General features: G+C 56.8%; 17 protein-coding genes. 10 read left to right on the top strand and 7 right to left on the bottom strand.

Features of this window, described 5'->3' with window-relative positions; translation table 11 throughout:
* Positions 1–55: 55 nt before the first annotated feature.
* Positions 56–895, bottom strand: coding sequence for a MoxR family ATPase (locus L1065_RS02220; protein WP_237093811.1), 840 nt, complete (start codon positions 893–895; stop codon positions 56–58).
* A gap of 228 nt (positions 896–1123) precedes the next feature.
* Here L1065_RS02220 and dksA point away from each other — a divergent pair, with 228 nt between their 5' ends.
* Positions 1124–1546 carry an RNA polymerase-binding protein DksA gene (gene dksA / locus L1065_RS02215; protein WP_237093810.1) on the top strand — a complete coding sequence of 141 codons (423 nt, stop codon included), beginning with the start codon at positions 1124–1126 and terminating at the stop codon, positions 1544–1546.
* Between the two features lie 58 nt (positions 1547–1604).
* A complete protein-coding gene (locus L1065_RS02210; RefSeq protein WP_237093809.1) occupies positions 1605–2723 on the top strand; it encodes an FAD-dependent monooxygenase in 1119 nt (372 codons plus the stop codon).
* Here L1065_RS02210 and xth read toward each other — a convergent pair.
* The gene (xth, locus tag L1065_RS02205; RefSeq protein ID WP_237093808.1) at positions 2720–3499 is read right to left on the bottom strand and encodes an exodeoxyribonuclease III; all 780 of its coding nucleotides are present in this window, start codon (positions 3497–3499) and stop codon (positions 2720–2722) included. The two genes, L1065_RS02210 and xth, sit on opposite strands and share 4 nt — an antisense overlap.
* Before the next feature lie 181 nt (positions 3500–3680).
* Between xth and L1065_RS02200 the strand changes: the two genes are divergently transcribed.
* A complete protein-coding gene (locus L1065_RS02200; protein WP_237093807.1) occupies positions 3681–3995 on the top strand; it encodes a hypothetical protein in 315 nt (104 codons plus the stop codon).
* A gap of 312 nt (positions 3996–4307) precedes the next feature.
* Here L1065_RS02200 and L1065_RS02195 read toward each other — a convergent pair whose 3' ends face one another.
* Positions 4308–4634 (bottom strand): iron-sulfur cluster assembly accessory protein, encoded by a 327-nt coding sequence (locus L1065_RS02195; protein ID WP_237093806.1) that lies wholly within the window; start codon positions 4632–4634, stop codon positions 4308–4310.
* A 79-nt stretch (positions 4635–4713) separates the two neighbouring features.
* Between L1065_RS02195 and L1065_RS02190 the strand changes: the two genes are divergently transcribed.
* On the top strand, positions 4714–5847 hold the full coding sequence (locus L1065_RS02190) for a deoxyguanosinetriphosphate triphosphohydrolase (protein WP_237093805.1): 1134 nt from the start codon (positions 4714–4716) through the stop codon (positions 5845–5847).
* A 119-nt stretch (positions 5848–5966) separates the two neighbouring features.
* Here L1065_RS02190 and L1065_RS02185 read toward each other — a convergent pair whose 3' ends face one another.
* Genes L1065_RS02185 through L1065_RS15890 form a run of 4 tightly spaced genes read right to left on the bottom strand, consistent with a single transcriptional unit; the run spans position 5967 to position 9039 of the window.
* Positions 5967–6824, bottom strand: a complete 858-nt coding sequence (locus tag L1065_RS02185) for a hypothetical protein (RefSeq protein WP_237093804.1) — start codon at positions 6822–6824, stop codon at positions 5967–5969.
* Positions 6817–7593: an NAD(P)-dependent oxidoreductase gene (locus L1065_RS02180; protein ID WP_237093803.1), complete on the bottom strand. Its 777-nt coding sequence runs from the start codon at positions 7591–7593 to the stop codon at positions 6817–6819. Before L1065_RS02180 ends, L1065_RS02185 begins: the two co-directional genes overlap by 8 nt.
* A gap of 10 nt (positions 7594–7603) precedes the next feature.
* Positions 7604–8335: a ribonuclease activity regulator RraA gene (locus L1065_RS02175; RefSeq protein ID WP_237093802.1), complete on the bottom strand. Its 732-nt coding sequence runs from the start codon at positions 8333–8335 to the stop codon at positions 7604–7606.
* A 2-nt stretch (positions 8336–8337) separates the two neighbouring features.
* Entirely contained in the window at positions 8338–9039 is a 702-nt protein-coding gene (locus L1065_RS15890) for an FCD domain-containing protein (RefSeq protein ID WP_237093801.1), read from the bottom strand.
* 123 nt (positions 9040–9162) lie between these two features.
* Between L1065_RS15890 and L1065_RS02165 the strand changes: the two genes are divergently transcribed.
* The 6 genes from L1065_RS02165 to L1065_RS02140 are packed head-to-tail and all read left to right on the top strand — an operon-like array spanning position 9163 to position 15577.
* Positions 9163–10134 carry a TRAP transporter substrate-binding protein gene (locus L1065_RS02165; RefSeq protein ID WP_237093800.1) on the top strand — a complete coding sequence of 324 codons (972 nt, stop codon included), beginning with the start codon at positions 9163–9165 and terminating at the stop codon, positions 10132–10134.
* A gap of 52 nt (positions 10135–10186) precedes the next feature.
* Positions 10187–10675 (top strand): TRAP transporter small permease, encoded by a 489-nt coding sequence (locus L1065_RS02160; protein WP_237093799.1) that lies wholly within the window; start codon positions 10187–10189, stop codon positions 10673–10675.
* Positions 10672–11973, top strand: a complete 1302-nt coding sequence (locus tag L1065_RS02155) for a TRAP transporter large permease (protein ID WP_237093798.1) — start codon at positions 10672–10674, stop codon at positions 11971–11973. Before L1065_RS02160 ends, L1065_RS02155 begins: the two co-directional genes overlap by 4 nt.
* Before the next feature lie 22 nt (positions 11974–11995).
* Complete coding sequence (locus L1065_RS02150) at positions 11996–13504, top strand: aldehyde dehydrogenase family protein (RefSeq protein ID WP_237093797.1); 1509 nt, start codon at positions 11996–11998, stop codon at positions 13502–13504.
* Entirely contained in the window at positions 13501–14718 is a 1218-nt protein-coding gene (locus L1065_RS02145) for a mandelate racemase/muconate lactonizing enzyme family protein (RefSeq protein WP_237093796.1), read from the top strand. The genes L1065_RS02150 and L1065_RS02145 overlap by 4 nt, the downstream gene beginning before the upstream one ends.
* On the top strand, positions 14705–15577 hold the full coding sequence (locus L1065_RS02140; RefSeq protein ID WP_237093795.1) for an SMP-30/gluconolactonase/LRE family protein: 873 nt from the start codon (positions 14705–14707) through the stop codon (positions 15575–15577). Before L1065_RS02145 ends, L1065_RS02140 begins: the two co-directional genes overlap by 14 nt.
* Positions 15578–15779: the final 202 nt, after the last annotated feature.

The raw sequence follows: 15779 nt of genomic DNA, 5'->3' as shown, positions 1-15779 counted from the left end.
AAATGTGACGCGCCGATAGTGGGGGTGCCGCGATTATTGCGGCCGCGCGCCCCTGTCATGATCCGCGCCGCGCCATAAAGGCAAGTCGCTCAAACAGGTGCACATCCTGCTCGTTTTTCAGCAATGCGCCGTGCAACTTGGGAAGGGCGTTTGTGCCATCGCGCTTGAGGTCGGCTGCGGTCAAATCTTCGGCCAACAACAGTTTGAGCCAATCCAGCACCTCGGAGGTGGATGGTTTTTTCTTCAGACCCGGGGTGTCTCGCACCTCCATAAACTGGGTCAGCGCGGCGCTAAGCAAGTCTGATTTGATATTGGGGTGATGCACCTCGACAATTTTGCGAAGGGTCTCTTCATCGGGAAAACGGATGTAGTGGAAAAAGCAGCGGCGCAAAAACGCGTCGGGCAATTCTTTTTCATTGTTCGATGTGATGATGACAATGGGGCGATGTTTGGCGGTGATCGTCTGGCCTGTCTCATAGACATAAAACGCCATTTTATCGAGTTCTTGCAGAAGATCGTTGGGGAATTCGATGTCGGCCTTGTCGACCTCGTCGATCAGCAGAACCACGCGCTCATCGGCCTCAAAAGCCTCCCAGAGCTTTCCTTTGCGGATGTAATTGGCCACGTCGCGCACCCGTTCATCGCCTAACTGGCTGTCACGCAGGCGACTGACGGCGTCATATTCGTAAAGGCCTTGCTGCGCGCGGGTGGTGGATTTGATGTTCCATTCGATCATCGGAACACCCAAGGACGCGGCCACCTGCAACGCAAGCTCGGTCTTGCCTGTGCCAGGTTCGCCTTTCACCAAAAGGGGGCGCTGCAACGTGACGGCTGCGTTTACCGCAACAGTCAGGTCATCCGTGGCCACATAGCCGTCGGTTCCTGTGAATTTCATAACTGCCTCATTATCGCGCACTTTTATGCGTCGTTAACGGCACATTAGCAGGTTGCGCGAATCAGGCAAGCCTGCAGTTGACGCTGGATATATCGTGCGTCGCGCATACGTTGTTGGTTGGGTTTTCTGCTTGGCAATTGCCTTCCGTTAGGGTAGTGCGCAGGCAGGGAAGCGGTGGGATAGCAGGAGAACGTTATGACCCGCAGCACAGCTAAGGGAAAAACAAAAATGAAAGCAGAGTCCTTTCTGCCCGACGATTATCGTCCTGCCGAAGACGAACCGTTCATGAACGACCGTCAAGTTGAATACTTCCGCCGTAAACTGCTGGAATGGAAAGCGGATTTGCTTTCCGATACACGCGATACCATCGAAGGGCTGCAAGACGGCACGCGCAACATCCCTGATGTTGCTGACCGCGCCTCGGAAGAAACAGACCGCGCACTAGAACTTCGCACCCGGGACCGTCAGCGCAAGCTGGTGTCGAAAATTGATGCAGCCCTGCGCCGCATCGATGAAGGCGAATACGGATATTGCAGCGTGACGGGCGAACCAATCAGCCTCAAGCGCCTTGATGCACGCCCGATCGCGACCATGAGCCTTGAGGCCCAAGAACGTCACGAGCGCCGCGAAAAAGTCCACCGCGACGACTAATCCTATTGCGGATGATCAGAATTCTAGGCATCGCTGCGTAAAACCAGCGGTGCCTTTTATGTTTGAAACAACCCAATTTCACATTGCCGGAGCAGGGGTTGCAGGTCTTGCAACTGCCAATGCACTGGCGCAACGTCGCGCGCCCGTGTCCGTCTATGATCCGGCCCCGGCCATCACAGAAGTCGGCGCAGGCCTTCAGATCAGCCCCAATGGATTTGCTGTGATGGATGCGCTTGGATTGGGCGATGCGTTGCGCGACAGATCGCTTGAAAGCCGCGCGGTCGTGCTGCGCAATCAAGCGGGGCGCGAGGTGTTGCGGATGGATTTGGCACAGCACGCGCATGGGGTCTTTTTGCTGGCGCACCGCGCGGCATTGATCGATGTTTTATATGAGGGGATCAAGGGCTTAGGTGTCGATCTTCACCTAAATAAAGCGGTCGATACACCTCTGTCGGTTCCAGACGATCAGCTTTGGATCGCGGCCGATGGTGTGCGCTCAAAAACACGGGCCAAGATGAACCGCGATGGCAATCCGTTTTTTACCGGCCAAGTGGCGTGGCGCGCCCTGATCGAAGGGGATGGCCCGCCAGAGGCTGAAGTGTTCATGGGCCCCGGCTGTCATTTGGTCAGCTATCCGCTGCGCGGTGGGCTGCGCAACATCGTAGCGGTGCAAGAGCGTAGCGCGTGGGCCGAAGACAGCTGGAATGCCCGAGACGACCCCGACAACCTGCGTGCCGCTTTCAAAGGGTTCGGCGGTCCTGTCCAAGACTGGCTGGCACAGGTTAAGACCGTGCAGATCTGGGGGCTATTTCGCCGTGAAGTTGCACGCGTTTGGCATAAAAACCGCACCGCACTTGTGGGCGACGCCGCCCATCCCACGCTGCCCTTTCTGGCGCAGGGCGCCAACCTTGCTTTGGAAGACGCATGGGTGCTCACCCAATGCCTTGCCGATCATGAAACAGCCGCCGCTGCCTTTGAAAGCTATCAATTCAAACGCCACGACCGCGCCATACGCGTCATCAAAGCCGCCAATAACAACGCCAGAAATTATCACATTCGTAACAAGGGGTTACAGGCAATAGCTCATTCAGGATTGCGGGTGGGATCACGTCTGTTTCCGCAAGCGGCGCTCAAGAAATACGCGTGGATCTACGGTCACGATGTAACACGGTCCTAAAGGTCCAATTCAACCCAGATCGGCACGTGATCTGATGGTTTTTCACGGCCCCTGACGTGGGCGTCAATCTGACAGTCGGTTAGCATATCGGCGGCTTGCGGCGACAGCAGGAAATGATCAATGCGGATGCCATCGTTGCGATTGTAGGCCCCCGCCTGATAGTCCCAGAACGTGTATTGTTCGGGCGCCATATTGCGGGCGCGGAAGGCTTCGGTCAGCCCCAGAGCGCAAAGCGTGCGAAATTTGGCACGGCTTTCAAGGCGAAACAGCGCGTCGTCTTTCCAAGCGGCAGGGTTTGCGCAGTCTTCGGGCTGCGGGATGATGTTATAATCACCTGCCATGAGGAAGGGAATATCGTGTGATAACATAGACTTGGCATGGGCGATCTGCCGATCCATCCAAGCCAGTTTGTAATCATACTTAGGCCCCGGTGTCGGGTTTCCGTTCGGCAAATAGAGCCCGCAAATACGGATCGCCTGTTTGCCAACAACCGTCGCTTCGATCCAGCGCGCTTGTTCGTCGCTGTCATCACCGGGCAGGCCGCGGGTCACATCTTCCAAAGGATGCTTTGACAAGATCGCCACGCCGTTAAAGGATTTTTGCCCGTGCGTTTCGACGATATAACCAAGGTCCTCAATCGGCTCGCGGGGAAAGGCCTCGTCCACGGATTTGATTTCCTGCAGCACAGCTACATCGGGTTGCGCTTCTGACAACCAATCCAAAAGGGCAGGCAGGCGGGCTTTGATCCCGTTGATGTTAAAACTTGCAATTTTCATACAGGCTTAGTGCCATGCAGGTGCGCGACGGGGAAGGCAAAAAAGCAAAATTATCGGTAAGGGTAATGGCCTGTGCAAATCGGGTGTGATGCAGGTGCAGCAAAATGATGCGGGCGCGGCATTTTTCCCATGCAACCGAGTGGAAAATACCATATGATCAAAGATAACATAGGGGGCTATTATGCTTAAATTTCTTTTCAAACGTCGTGGCGCCGAAGTCGAAGCCAAGGTCGAAACGCAGCGCGAACAGTTCGGGCGCGTCACGTCCGAGCTTAACGCCCTGATGGCGTTGCAAGGCGACAAACCCAAAGTCACGATTGACCCTGCATCCGGCACCATCGAATTTGAGTTGCCAGAACAACTGGCCGACGAAGCCTTGGCACTGCCGGCCCCATCGCAGGAGCAAGCAGAAGAAGAACCAGCCGCAGACACCGATGATGCGGTTGTTGAAGGCAAAGCCGATGATGCCGAGCCGAAGGAAGAAAAAGCGGCCTAGCTTTACCGAAATACCGGTCAAAAGCGCGGTGGTCACAAAACCAACCGCGCTTTTTTATTGGAAAACACCGCGGTCAGCCACTCTGATGATTGAATGATTAATGGAAACAGACTGTTCGCCATATTGATGCCCAATTTGCAAGTTACCTTTACGGCAAGCAGTTCAAAAAGGAGATCAATTATGGTCCGAGCAGTTTGTTTAATTATTGCCCTTGGTGGTTTGTCCGCATGTGGTTCACCCGTCGAAACTTCGCGCAGTTATTCGCTGCACACAGGCCCCATTCTGGCAGGCAGGTAAGGCCGTACGGCCAACTTACATCGAAAAACTGGTCCCGCAGCCACAAGAGCTGCTGGCGTTCGGGTTGTTGATCACAAACCGCGCGCCGATCAGTTCTTCGGAAAAATCAATGATCGCGTCTGCCAAAAATGGCAGTGATACACTGTCGACGACAACTTTCTCTCCAGATCCCTCCAAGATCAAATCGTCGTCCTTCGGGTCATCCAGATCAATTTCATACTGGAACCCCGAACATCCGCCGCCTTCGACCGCAACGCGCAAGGCTTTGCCTTGTGCGGCGGCGCCAATTTCGGACAGCCGTTCAAATGCGCGTTCTGTGACTTTGGGCGGAATGGTCAGCATATCTGTCGTCCGTTGAATGTTTGTTTGACCAGTATATAAGCGCAGGCAAAGGCACCACAAGAGAGATGGTAGAATTCCAATGAGGACGGCAGCGCCTTATGCATCAGATCCCTCCCGCGTTCGTGGGCGGCTGTTTGCCGAAGATGAAAGCGCCTTTCGCAGCCCGTTTCAGCGCGACCGTGATCGGATTATCCACGCCAGCGCGTTCCGGCGGCTCAAACACAAAACGCAAGTGTTTGTAGAACATGAAGGGGACAGCTTTCGCACACGCCTGACCCATACGATTGAGGTGGCACAGGTCGCCCGAACAATCGCGGGCGTTTTGGGCCTGAATGGTGAGCTGACCGAGGCTGTCGCCTTGGCCCATGATCTTGGCCATACGCCGTTCGGTCATACGGGCGAAGACGCGCTTGAGGCGCTGATGCAGCCCTATGGTGGGTTTGATCACAACGCCCAAGCGCTCAAAATCGTGACATCGCTGGAAAGGCACTACGCTGAATGGGACGGATTGAACCTGACTTGGGAGTGTCTGGAAGGGATCGCCAAGCACAACGGCCCCGTAACGGGTGCGTTGCCATTTGCGTTGGCTGAATATTCAGCGCGTCACGATCTGGAACTGCACACCCACGCCAGTGCAGAGGCTCAGGTGGCCGCACTGTCCGATGATATCGCCTACAACAATCACGACTTGCACGATGGTTTGCGCGCAGGTCTGTTCAGCGATGATGACATCTGCGTGCTGCCCATCGTCGGTGCGGCCTATGAACAAGTAGACCGTCTCTACCCGGGGCTTGAGGCGAAACGACGTCGACATGAAGCGTTGCGCCGTGTGTTCGGGGTGATGGTCGAAGATGTGATCGACACCTCGCGCGGGTTGCTCGAAGGGCTCGGCTCGGTCGAAGAGGTCAGGGGACTGGGCGCGCCCTGCGTACAGTTTTCACCGGCCCTCTGGGGCGATCTGAAAGTGATCCGTAAGTTCCTGTTCACCCAAATGTATCGCGCCCCTAGCGTGGTGGAGATGCGCAAACAGGTCACTGCCGTCGTGGAAGGCTTGTTCCCGCTATATATGGAGCGGCCCGACCTGTTGCCGACCGAATGGGCCAAGGACGTCGACGCCGCCACCACAGACATCGCGCGCGCCCGCCTGGTGGCTGACTATATCGCGGGAATGACCGATCGGTTCGCTCTGGCTCAGGCCGAGGTGTTGTTGTGAGGCGGTAGGGAGAACGGGTCCGTGGGTGAGGGTTTCAAAGGACTGCATTGCGGACGAAGCGCCATTTCGCCGCGATTGCTCCAATAGCTGCTTTGGACCAAACGAACAGTTTGGAATGGTCATCGCAATTCGATTTGGTGCGCGCGGATGGCTACGTTTCCATGAAGAGAACTGTTCGTACCAACGTTTGGAAAACAGGGAGATGTAAGGACATGAGAGACGGGTTCGATAGCGATACTCTGGGCCTGGGGTGGGACGTGGATTGTCACTTCATCGAATGCACCGAACAGCCCTAGGCTGAGTTGGATCCCCGCCAATTGCTTCACGAGTCGCACGTCTGGACCCGAAAGGCGGTATGAACGGGTCGACGCTACATCGCGCAGTCGCATTTTCAAAGCCTCGGACCGACGCGTGAACGGGCGCGCAAATCCTTCGGGGTCATTCATCGATACCGCGTCGGCGTCCAGCAGAAGAAGGCTGTCCCCGTCTGCGCGGAAATACGGATGCCATCCAAGTGCGAACGGTGCTGGGCCTTCTGTCGTTCCTACGGATTGAGAAACCTCAAAACGATCATCAAACGCCGCGAATGTCATTTCGCAGTGACCCTCAAACGGCCAGTCCGTGCTCGGCCAATCGAGTGACAGCGTTGCAGCATTTGGGGAGCGATATTTCAAACCCCAAGGTCGTCGCGCGCCGTCTCCATGCAACACAAGGCCCGATTCAGGCGGGTGTTCGGGGACGCGGACCATGCCTGTTTCGGTTTGAACGGCGGCATCCCTCAATCGCCCCCCAAAGGGGATGAGCGGAAAAGCCGTAGCTTTTTTGCCGGCATAGGGCGGTGGTCCTGCATCTGGCATCAGTGCCTGCCATTGGCCTGCGTCGTCGCGCCAATCAAGCGATATCAGGCGGCCGCCGTGATGCGGGGCAAGTGTTGCTCGGTAGCGGTCGCTTGCAATTTTGACTAAGGGATCAATCAAGAAAATCTGTTTCGGCGTCGGCGGCAACGGGTCCGCCCATAAGGGGCCATGGTTCAACGTCCGGATCGCCCGTAATATTGGCGATATGCGATTCCGCGTTTTGCTGTGGATGGTATTCGATACGCCGCGCAGTTGGATCATCAACCTCGACACGGGTGTTGCCGGACAGGCCCCAAATCATCTGATAGCCCTGTGTTTCGTCACAAAGGCAGCGATCAAACAGATGCACTGTATCGTCGTATCCGATCCATGTACGGAGTTCGCGCGCGTCAACAGGGGCAGGACGAAAACTGCAAATTCTCACCGAAATCGCACGTATATCAGCCTTCTGTGAATAGACTCGCAGCAACCCTTCAGAGGCGAGTTTTGATACGCCGTAGCTGCCACTGGGCCGATCCGGCAAGTCTGGCACGAACGGTGTGCGCGCTGGAAGGCCGCCAATCGTGTGAATTGAGCTAGCGTAGATGATCTGCGACACACCCTCGCGACGCGCGGCCTCCAGTATCGTTCGCGTGCCGTCGATATTGAGCCGGTTGACCGCTTCCCAGCCCGGTTTGGCATTAGGCGTACCCGCCAGATGGATAACCGAGCGGCAGCCTTTCATCAGGCCCTGCATCGTTTCAAGGTCACAAATGTCGCCTTGCGCGACGCCGTCAGGGCCATCTGCCACATCACAGCCCCGAACAGACCAGCCCGCTTTTGCCAGCCCTTCCATAAGCAGGGAGCCGATACGACCGTTTGCACCTGTAATCAGCACTGAGCCAGACATGCGCGACTCCCTAGTGGCCGTTCTTGGTTTTCCACTCTTCGAATTTTTCGAGGTTCGCAGGGTCGGTTGCTGGATAGAGGCCGATGATTGGCGCGCCACTGTTGACCTGTTCCAGAACAAAGTCTTCGTAAAGCTCCATAGGTGCGCCTTCCTCGGCAATCTGCTTGGCCATATGGCGGGGAATGACCATCACCCCGTCGCCGTCGCCCACAACGATATCGCCTGGGTAAACCGGACAGGTGCCGCAGCTAACGGGCACATTTATATCGACAGCATGATGTTTGGTGAGGTTCGTCAAAGCACTGGGGCCGGCGGCATAAACCGGCATTTCAAGCTCGCCGGCGCCATCAGCGTCACGCACGCCACCATCTGTCACAACGCCTTCCCCGCCGCGCACTTGAAGGCGGGTCAGAAGGATCGAACCCGCAGAGGCGGCGGTGGCATCTTGACGGCAATCCATGACGAGAACATGCCCTTCTGGGCAGGTTTCAATCGCCTTGCGTTGCGGATGATCAGCTTTGCGGAATTCGGTCAGCTGGTCGGTGTCCTCACGGGCTGCCATATATCGCAAGGTAAATGCAGGGCCGACCATACGAGGCTTACCGCCGCCACCTAGACGCCCTACACCCTGAACAAAAGCGTTCCGGATACCATGCTTATACAACAATGTGGCAATAGTGGCTGTGCTGCAATTGCGCAGTGCTGCGATGGTCTCGTCAGAGACGTCAATCGAATGGGTCATGTCTATCCTTCAAACAGTCGCGATTGGGCATTTCGTAAATGGGTCATCATCGCGTGTGCCGCACCGTCGGCATCGCCTTGCGTCAAGGCTTCGATGATCATGCCATGTTCATTTTGAACCAGTGACAGTCGCGGCCCGGAGCTTTCCAAAGACAGTGTCCGGTTGATCGCAATGCCTTGTGCGATGTGGCTGCGCACTTGTTCAAGGCCTGACACGAAGAAACGGTTCTGACTGGCGCGGGAGACGGCAAGGTGGAAGGCAAAGTCCTCCTCAACGCCGGTCTGCCCAGCGGCATTGCGGCTGTCCATGGCATCAAATGCACGTTTGATCCGATCAAGGTCCGCCTCGCTCCGATGCATCGCAGCTAGGCGGGCGGCCTCACTTTCCAATCCGACGCGGTAGTCAAAGCAGCGCTGTAAATCCGTCAAGTTGGCCAGCGGTTCTACCTTTTGAACACGCTCCTGGCCGGCTTGCACGTATGCACCGGAGCCCTGTTTGGACTTGATCAGACCGTCTTCACGCAACCGCGCAAGCGCTTCGCGAACGGTGGGGCGTGATACGCCATATTCGCGGGCGATCTCGGTCTCAGACGATAGTCGGGCGCCTGGGGCCAGCCGGAGCGATTCGATGTCCGCCAGCAGCTGATCGTAAATTTCGTCACTGCGACGACCGCTTGATGATTTTGACGTTTGAACTGATGCCACTTGCGCGCCTCCTTTCGCTAGAAACTACGCTTTGGTCGCTAATTCGTCAAACAAAAATCAAATATGTTTGACAACTTTCTAAGGTTGTCATACCCGTCGATCTACTTGTATTGGGAGGACAGCATGAAATTCACGACATTCACGGCCGCCGCAGTAGCAACTGTTATGGGCACCACCGCATTCGCGCAGGACATCACACTGCGCTATGCGATCCAGAACCCCGAAAGCCATGTCTCGGCCAAAGCCGCTATGGAGTTCGATCGCGTCTTGCGCGAGGAAACTGACGGCGAAATGGGCATTCAGCTGTTCGCTGGTGGCCAACTTGGCGGCGTTAAAGACGTGATCCAGAGCGTCCAGCTTGGCGCGATTGACATGACGATCGTGCGCCCGGGCCACGTAGCCGATCTTGGTGCGACCGAGTTCAATGCGCTCAGCATGCCCTACATCTTCTCGGATGACGAACACCAGGATGCCGTGTTGTTTGGCGACGTTGGTGAACGCATCCTTGCGACGCTTGAGTCAATCGACATTAAGGGCGTCGGCTTCTACCGTGACCTGCCGCGTCACTTCTTTTTCACGGACACTGCCGTGACCGAAATTGCCGACATGGAAGGCCTTAAGCTGCGTTCGCTGACGTCTGAACTGGCCGTCGATACGATTGCCGCTGTGGGTGCTGCCCCAACGCCGATGCCGTTCTCTGAGCTATACGGCGCGCTTCAATCCGGTGTCGTTGACGGCGGCGACCAACCGATCACAGGCTTTGCTGCCCAGCGGTATCAGGAAGTAGCCAAGCACATCATTCTTGACGGTCATGACGCGTCGCCACTGATCGTTCTGATGTCTAAGCGCACTTGGGACGGTCTGAACGAAGCCCAGCAGGCCGCTGTCATGACCGCGCAGGATGCCGCAGCCAACATCTTCGTCCAAATCAATGATGAAAGTGTTGGCGCATTGACGGAAGAGTTGACCGCTGCTGGCGTCACGATTGTTCCGGTTGAGGACAAGACACCTTGGCAAGAAGCCACCGCGCATCTGATTGATGAATACGGTGCGGACTTCCCTGACCTGATCGAAGCCATCCGCGCTGCCGATTAATACGATATGACCGGGTCGCCCTTTGGGGCGGCCCGTATTCTTAGGGGGGCTCATGAAAAATTTGATGAATATGCTGTTTGCTGGCGTCGACATCCTGTGTCGGTCGCTGCTGGTCGCGTTATCGCTCAGCGTGTTGTCGACCGTGTTTGGTCGATATATTCTGAACAGCACACCACGCTGGGGCGAGGAACTCGCCCTGACCTTGATCGTTTGGCTTTCCCTTTTGGCTGTTCCCCTTGGTTTTCGTAACGGCTGGCATATCCGGCTTGACCTCTTGCAACGCTCGCTCGCGCCTGTGGGCAAACGCGGACTGGATGGGCTGAATTGGATTCTATCCTTCGGAATGGGGATATTGTTCGTTTGGTATGGGGTAAAGATTGCCATTCAGAACCTGAGCAACCTTATGCCAGGCTTGGGCATTTCCGCATTCTGGCAATACCTGTCAGTGCCGGTGTCCGGCGTTCTTATCGTGATTGCACTGGCTGAAATCGCGCTGACCCGCACTCCCGAAACGCCCGTAGAAGGAGCGCCCCGCAAATGACCGATCCTATCGCAGTCTCGCTCCTTCTGGGCTCATTCTTCCTTTTGCTCATCTTGGGAACCAACATTGCGTTCTCGATGGCGATCGCAGCCATTGGTACGATGATTTACCTCGACCTGCCGCTTGAAATCGCATTTCAGCGGATCGTTTCGGGGCTTTCGTCCTTTTCGCTTCTGGCGGTTCCGTTCTTTATTCTCGCCGGTGACATCATGTCCGAAGGGGGCATTACTGATCGCTTGCTACGACTTGCGAGGGCTGTCGTCGGTTGGATGCGTGGCGGCCTTGCGATGGTCAATATCATGGCGTCCATGTTCTTTGGCGGCATCTCGGGTTCGGCCATTGCGGACATGTCCAGCCTTGGCAACATCCTGATCCCTGCCATGCACAAGGGCGGCTATGACAAGGATTTCGCGACGACCGTAACCATGGCAAGCTCGGTTCAGGGTATGCTGATCCCGCCAAGCCACAACATGATCATCTATGCAATGGCTATCGGTGGCGGTGTGTCTGTCGGGGCGCTGTTTATGGCTGGGCTGGTGCCAGGTGTGGTGCTTGGCGTCGCGCTGATGGGGTATTCCTATTACATCTCGCGCAAGCGCAATTATCCGGTGGATTCAAACTTCACAGCATCGGAATTGATGACGTCTTTCGTCGGAGCAATCTGGGGGATGATGACCATCTTTATCATCCTGTCGGGCGTTCTCACTGGCGTTTTTACAGCCACGGAAAGTGCCTCGGTAGCGGTGCTATGGGCCGTGATTTGTGCGCTGTTTATCTATCGGGCAACGGACCTGAAAGGGATCTGGCGCGCGCTGGGGTCAACCGTTGTGCCCTTGGCCCAGATCATGATCATCATTGGCGCGGCTGGTGCCTTTGGCTGGGTCATCGCGTTCTTGCGGGTGCCCGATTATCTGGCAAATTCTGTGTTCGACTTTATCGGCAGCAAATATGCGTTCCTGCTGGCTGTGAATGTGCTACTACTGGGTCTTGGACTGCTGGCGTCGATGACATCTATCATCGTGATCATGACGCCGATCATCATTCCGTTCCTCGACAAATTCGAGATCAGCTATGTCCACTTTGGCGTTATCCTGATCCTGAACCTCGGCATCGGGTTGATTACGCCGCCCGTGGGGGGTGTCCTGTTTGTCGGCAGTGCCATCTCGAAAATATCAATCGAAAGGCTGAGCGTCGCGATGTTGCCCTTTTATCTCGTGATGATTGTGGTCCTGCTGCTTGTAACCTTCATTCCGGCAATCTCGCTGTGGCTTCCACGGCTGATGGGGCTGGGCGTATAGAACGAATAAAGGAAACGAACTCGTGTTCAAACAAAAACATCTGATCGCAGGCAAATGGGTCGGCGGGTCCGAAACCTTCGCCAATGAACCAACCACAGGCACGCCTGATACCTTTAGTGTTGGCACGGTCGAGAATGTCAAAGCCGCATGTAGCGCGGCAGAGGGGGCCTTCCCTAGCTACGCAGCGACCAGCCGTGCGGAGCGGGCCGACTTCTTGCGTCGCATCGCCGATGAGATCGACGCGCGCGGCGGCGACATAACGGCCATTGGCACCCGCGAAACCGGCCTGCCTGCGGCGCGTCTTGAAGGGGAACGTGGCCGCACCTGCGGTCAGCTGCGCCTGTTTGCGGATCATATTGAAGATGGGGCCTATCTGGACAAGCGCCATGATACAGCTTTGCCGGATCGCGCCCCGCTGCCACGTCCCGATCTGAAGATGATGCAGCGCCCCGTTGGCCCGGTCGCTGTCTTCGGGGCCTCCAATTTTCCGCTCGCCTTCTCGACCGCAGGCGGCGATACAGCCAGCGCCTTGGCAGCAGGTTGTCCGGTCGTTGTCAAAGGCCATTCTGCCCATCCCGGCGTCAGCGATCTTGTAGCGCAAGCCATTGAGGCCGCTCGTATCGCTTGCGATTTGCATGAAGGTGTCTTCAATCAGGTGCAGGGTGGTAACCGTCACGTCGGCACGGCGCTTGTCCAGCATCCGCTAATTAAGGCTGTCGGCTTCACCGGCTCGCTGGGCGGTGGGCGCGCTCTGTTTGACCTCTGTGCGTCACGCACAGAGCCAATCCCCTTCTTCGGCGAGCTTGGCTCTGTCAATCCGATGTTCCTGTTCTCCGCGGCGCTCAAGTCTCGCGGTGCAGAGATCGGCTCCGCTTGGGCGGGGTCATTGACGATGGGTTGCGGGCAGTTTTGTACCAATCCCGGTATCGCAGTGGTGCTTGACGGTGACGGCATAGACGCCTTCACCGGCGCAGCACATGCGGGCCTGTCAGATACGGCACCACAGGATATGCTGACCGGATCAATGGCGGAGACCTATCGCAAAGGGGCCAGCGAATTGGCCGGACGGCCAAAGGTCGAAACGCTCTTGTCTGCTCCGAGCGACGGGCGGCGGGGCGCACCTGTTTTGCTGAAAGTCAGCGCGAGCGATTGGTTACGTGACGAAACATTGGGTCATGAAGTGTTTGGCCCGCTGGGGCTAATCGTCGTGGCAAAGGACGGCGATGAAATGATGCGTGTTGCGCAGGCCTTGGACGGCCAGTTGACATGCACATTACATCTCGATGACGCCGACGCTACCAAGGCCGCCCTCATGGTTCCGATCCTTGAACGCAAAGCCGGTCGCCTTTTGGCCAACGGTTTTCCGACCGGGGTCGAAGTGGCGGATGCCATGGTCCACGGCGGACCGTATCCGGCCTCGACAAACTTTGGCGCGACCTCTGTCGGTACGTTGTCGATCCGGCGCTGGTTGCGGCCTGTGTGCTATCAGAACATGCCTGATGCGCTTTTGCCCAAGGACCTGCAAACATGAAAATCGAAGCCGTCGAAACCTTCCTTGTCCATGCCGGTGCGCCGGGCGAAACAGCATGGTCCGGCAATACCGGCACAAAGGCCGGCGGGATGAGCATGGGCACGACACGGCATTGGCTGTTCGTCCGTGTCACCGTCGAAGGCGGATTAACCGGCGTCGGCGAGGGAAGCGGCTGGCCACGTGTGGTCGAAACTGCTGTAAACGATCTTGCCCCACTTTTAATTGGCCAAGACGCCCGTCACATCGAAAAGCTGTGGGGGATGATGCACCTCGCCACGATGAGTCATGGGCAGGTCGGCACAGTCGGCGGCGGTGCAGTTGGTGCGGTTGACATGGCGCTTTGGGACATCAAGGGCAAAGCACTGGGCGTTCCTGTCCACGAGCTGTTGGGTGGCAAGGTCCGCGACAGCCTGCCCGCCTATGCTCATGCCTCAACCCCCGAAAAGGCGCGCAAGGCGTGGGACATGGGATATCGCGCGTTTAAATCCGGGAACGTCAAAGGCACAGTTGAAAAGGTCGCCGCACTGCGCAAGGAACTGGGCCCCCAAGCGGATCTGATGGTCGATCTGCACGGTCCACCCTGGCTGACCGTTGGCGATGCAATCGCTATGGGCCGCGCCTTAGAACCCTTTGATTTGATGTTTCTTGAAGAGCCGCTACCGCCCGAAAACCTCGAAGGCTACGGCCGGGTGCGTGATGCCGTGGCCTTGCCGCTGGCCGCGGGTGAACGTCATTCCAGTAACCTGTGGTCTGCCGCTCCGCTTATCCAACGCGGTTTGATCGACGTGGTGCAACCTGACAGCGGCCGCTGCGGCGGCATCACCCAGTTCCGCAAAATTGCAGCACTGGCGGAATCGCATTTTGTTCAGGTCGCACCGCACGCAGGCACCCTTGGCCCTGTGGCTGAATTTGCGGCGCTGCATTCCATGTCCGCGATCCCAAACGCAATGGTGCTTGAAAAGTTCGCGACCGACTGGGAGGGCCGTTATCAGGTCGTCACGCAGGAACCGCAGATGAAGGACGGACGTATGGTCGTGCCGGACGCGCCCGGTCTTGGCGTTGATCTCAACCTTGACGAGGTGCGCAAGTATCCCGGCGGTCACAATGCGTCGATACCCAATACCGTGTCCTATGCGGACGGCACTCAGGAAGAATATGTCTATGTCCAGCCGCGCTGGCAGCGCACGACAGCCTTCGGCCATGAGCGAGATTAAGGTCGACATACTACCCCTTCCGAAAATGAACGTGGGAGAGGGGATTATCTGGTGCGATCGTAAGCAGTGCCTGTGGTGGGTCGATATCGGGCGCGATCAAGTGTGGCGATATGCGCCTGAAACGGGCGAGGCCCAATCATGGCCAATGCCAGACAAACCGGGGTGTCTTGCTCTGACCGAGGGCGATGATATCCTCGTCGCATTGACTGGTGGTTTGCACCGATTTGATCCGAAAACCGGTACACTCGCGTTTGTCGCACCGTTCAAGAGTTTCCCCGAAGGACACCGGCCCAACGATGGCGCAGTGTCACGTGCCGGTCGGTTCTATATCGGGAGCACAGCGCTGGGGAATCGAAGTGCGCCTAATGCACGGCTTTGTGTCTTCGATGGTCACGATATCGACGACCTGATGGGAGGATTGCACGTTTCGAATGGATTGGCGTTCAGCCCTGATGACCGCACCGCCTATCTCTCTGACAGTTGGCCGGATGTCCAAACGATCTGGGCGTTCGACCACGATCCCATGACGGGTGAGCTATCTCAGCGGCGCGTTTATTTCGATGCGGAAATTACAGCCGGACGACCAGATGGCGCCTGTGTCGATCGACAAGGCGGTTACTGGATGGCCGGCGTCGGCGGAGGCGAAATGCTTCGGCTTGATCCATCAGGCGCTATCGCGCTACGAATTCCCGTGCCGACGAGCCGCCCAAGTAAGCCATGTTTTGGAGGAGCGAACCTGTCCACCCTTTTTGTGACGAGCATTGGGACCGGGGAAGACGCCGCAGCCAATGACGGACGAATTATGTCAATCAAGCTGCCTTTTCAGGGTCTTGCGGAGCCCCGGATCAGATTGCTTTAAGACTCGCTGGCCAAAACAATCGGTAATACTATCCTACCAACTGGCTGGGGACTTGAGGAGCAATCATTTCTCGCTGTTAGGTTGGCAAACGCGGCGACAATTCTTCCGGCACCAACCCAAAAACTGTAGCAACCCTCTCTTAGAAAATTGCCCTATCTGCGGGTTTCGAAGCCTGCCGTTAAATGCCATTGATCGGATAAGT

This window comes from Nereida sp. MMG025 (genome assembly GCF_021654165.1).
GTDB lineage: Bacteria > Pseudomonadota > Alphaproteobacteria > Rhodobacterales > Rhodobacteraceae > Nereida.
Note: the sequence above shows the minus strand (reverse complement) of the source record. Positions and strands in the feature narration are given on the sequence as shown.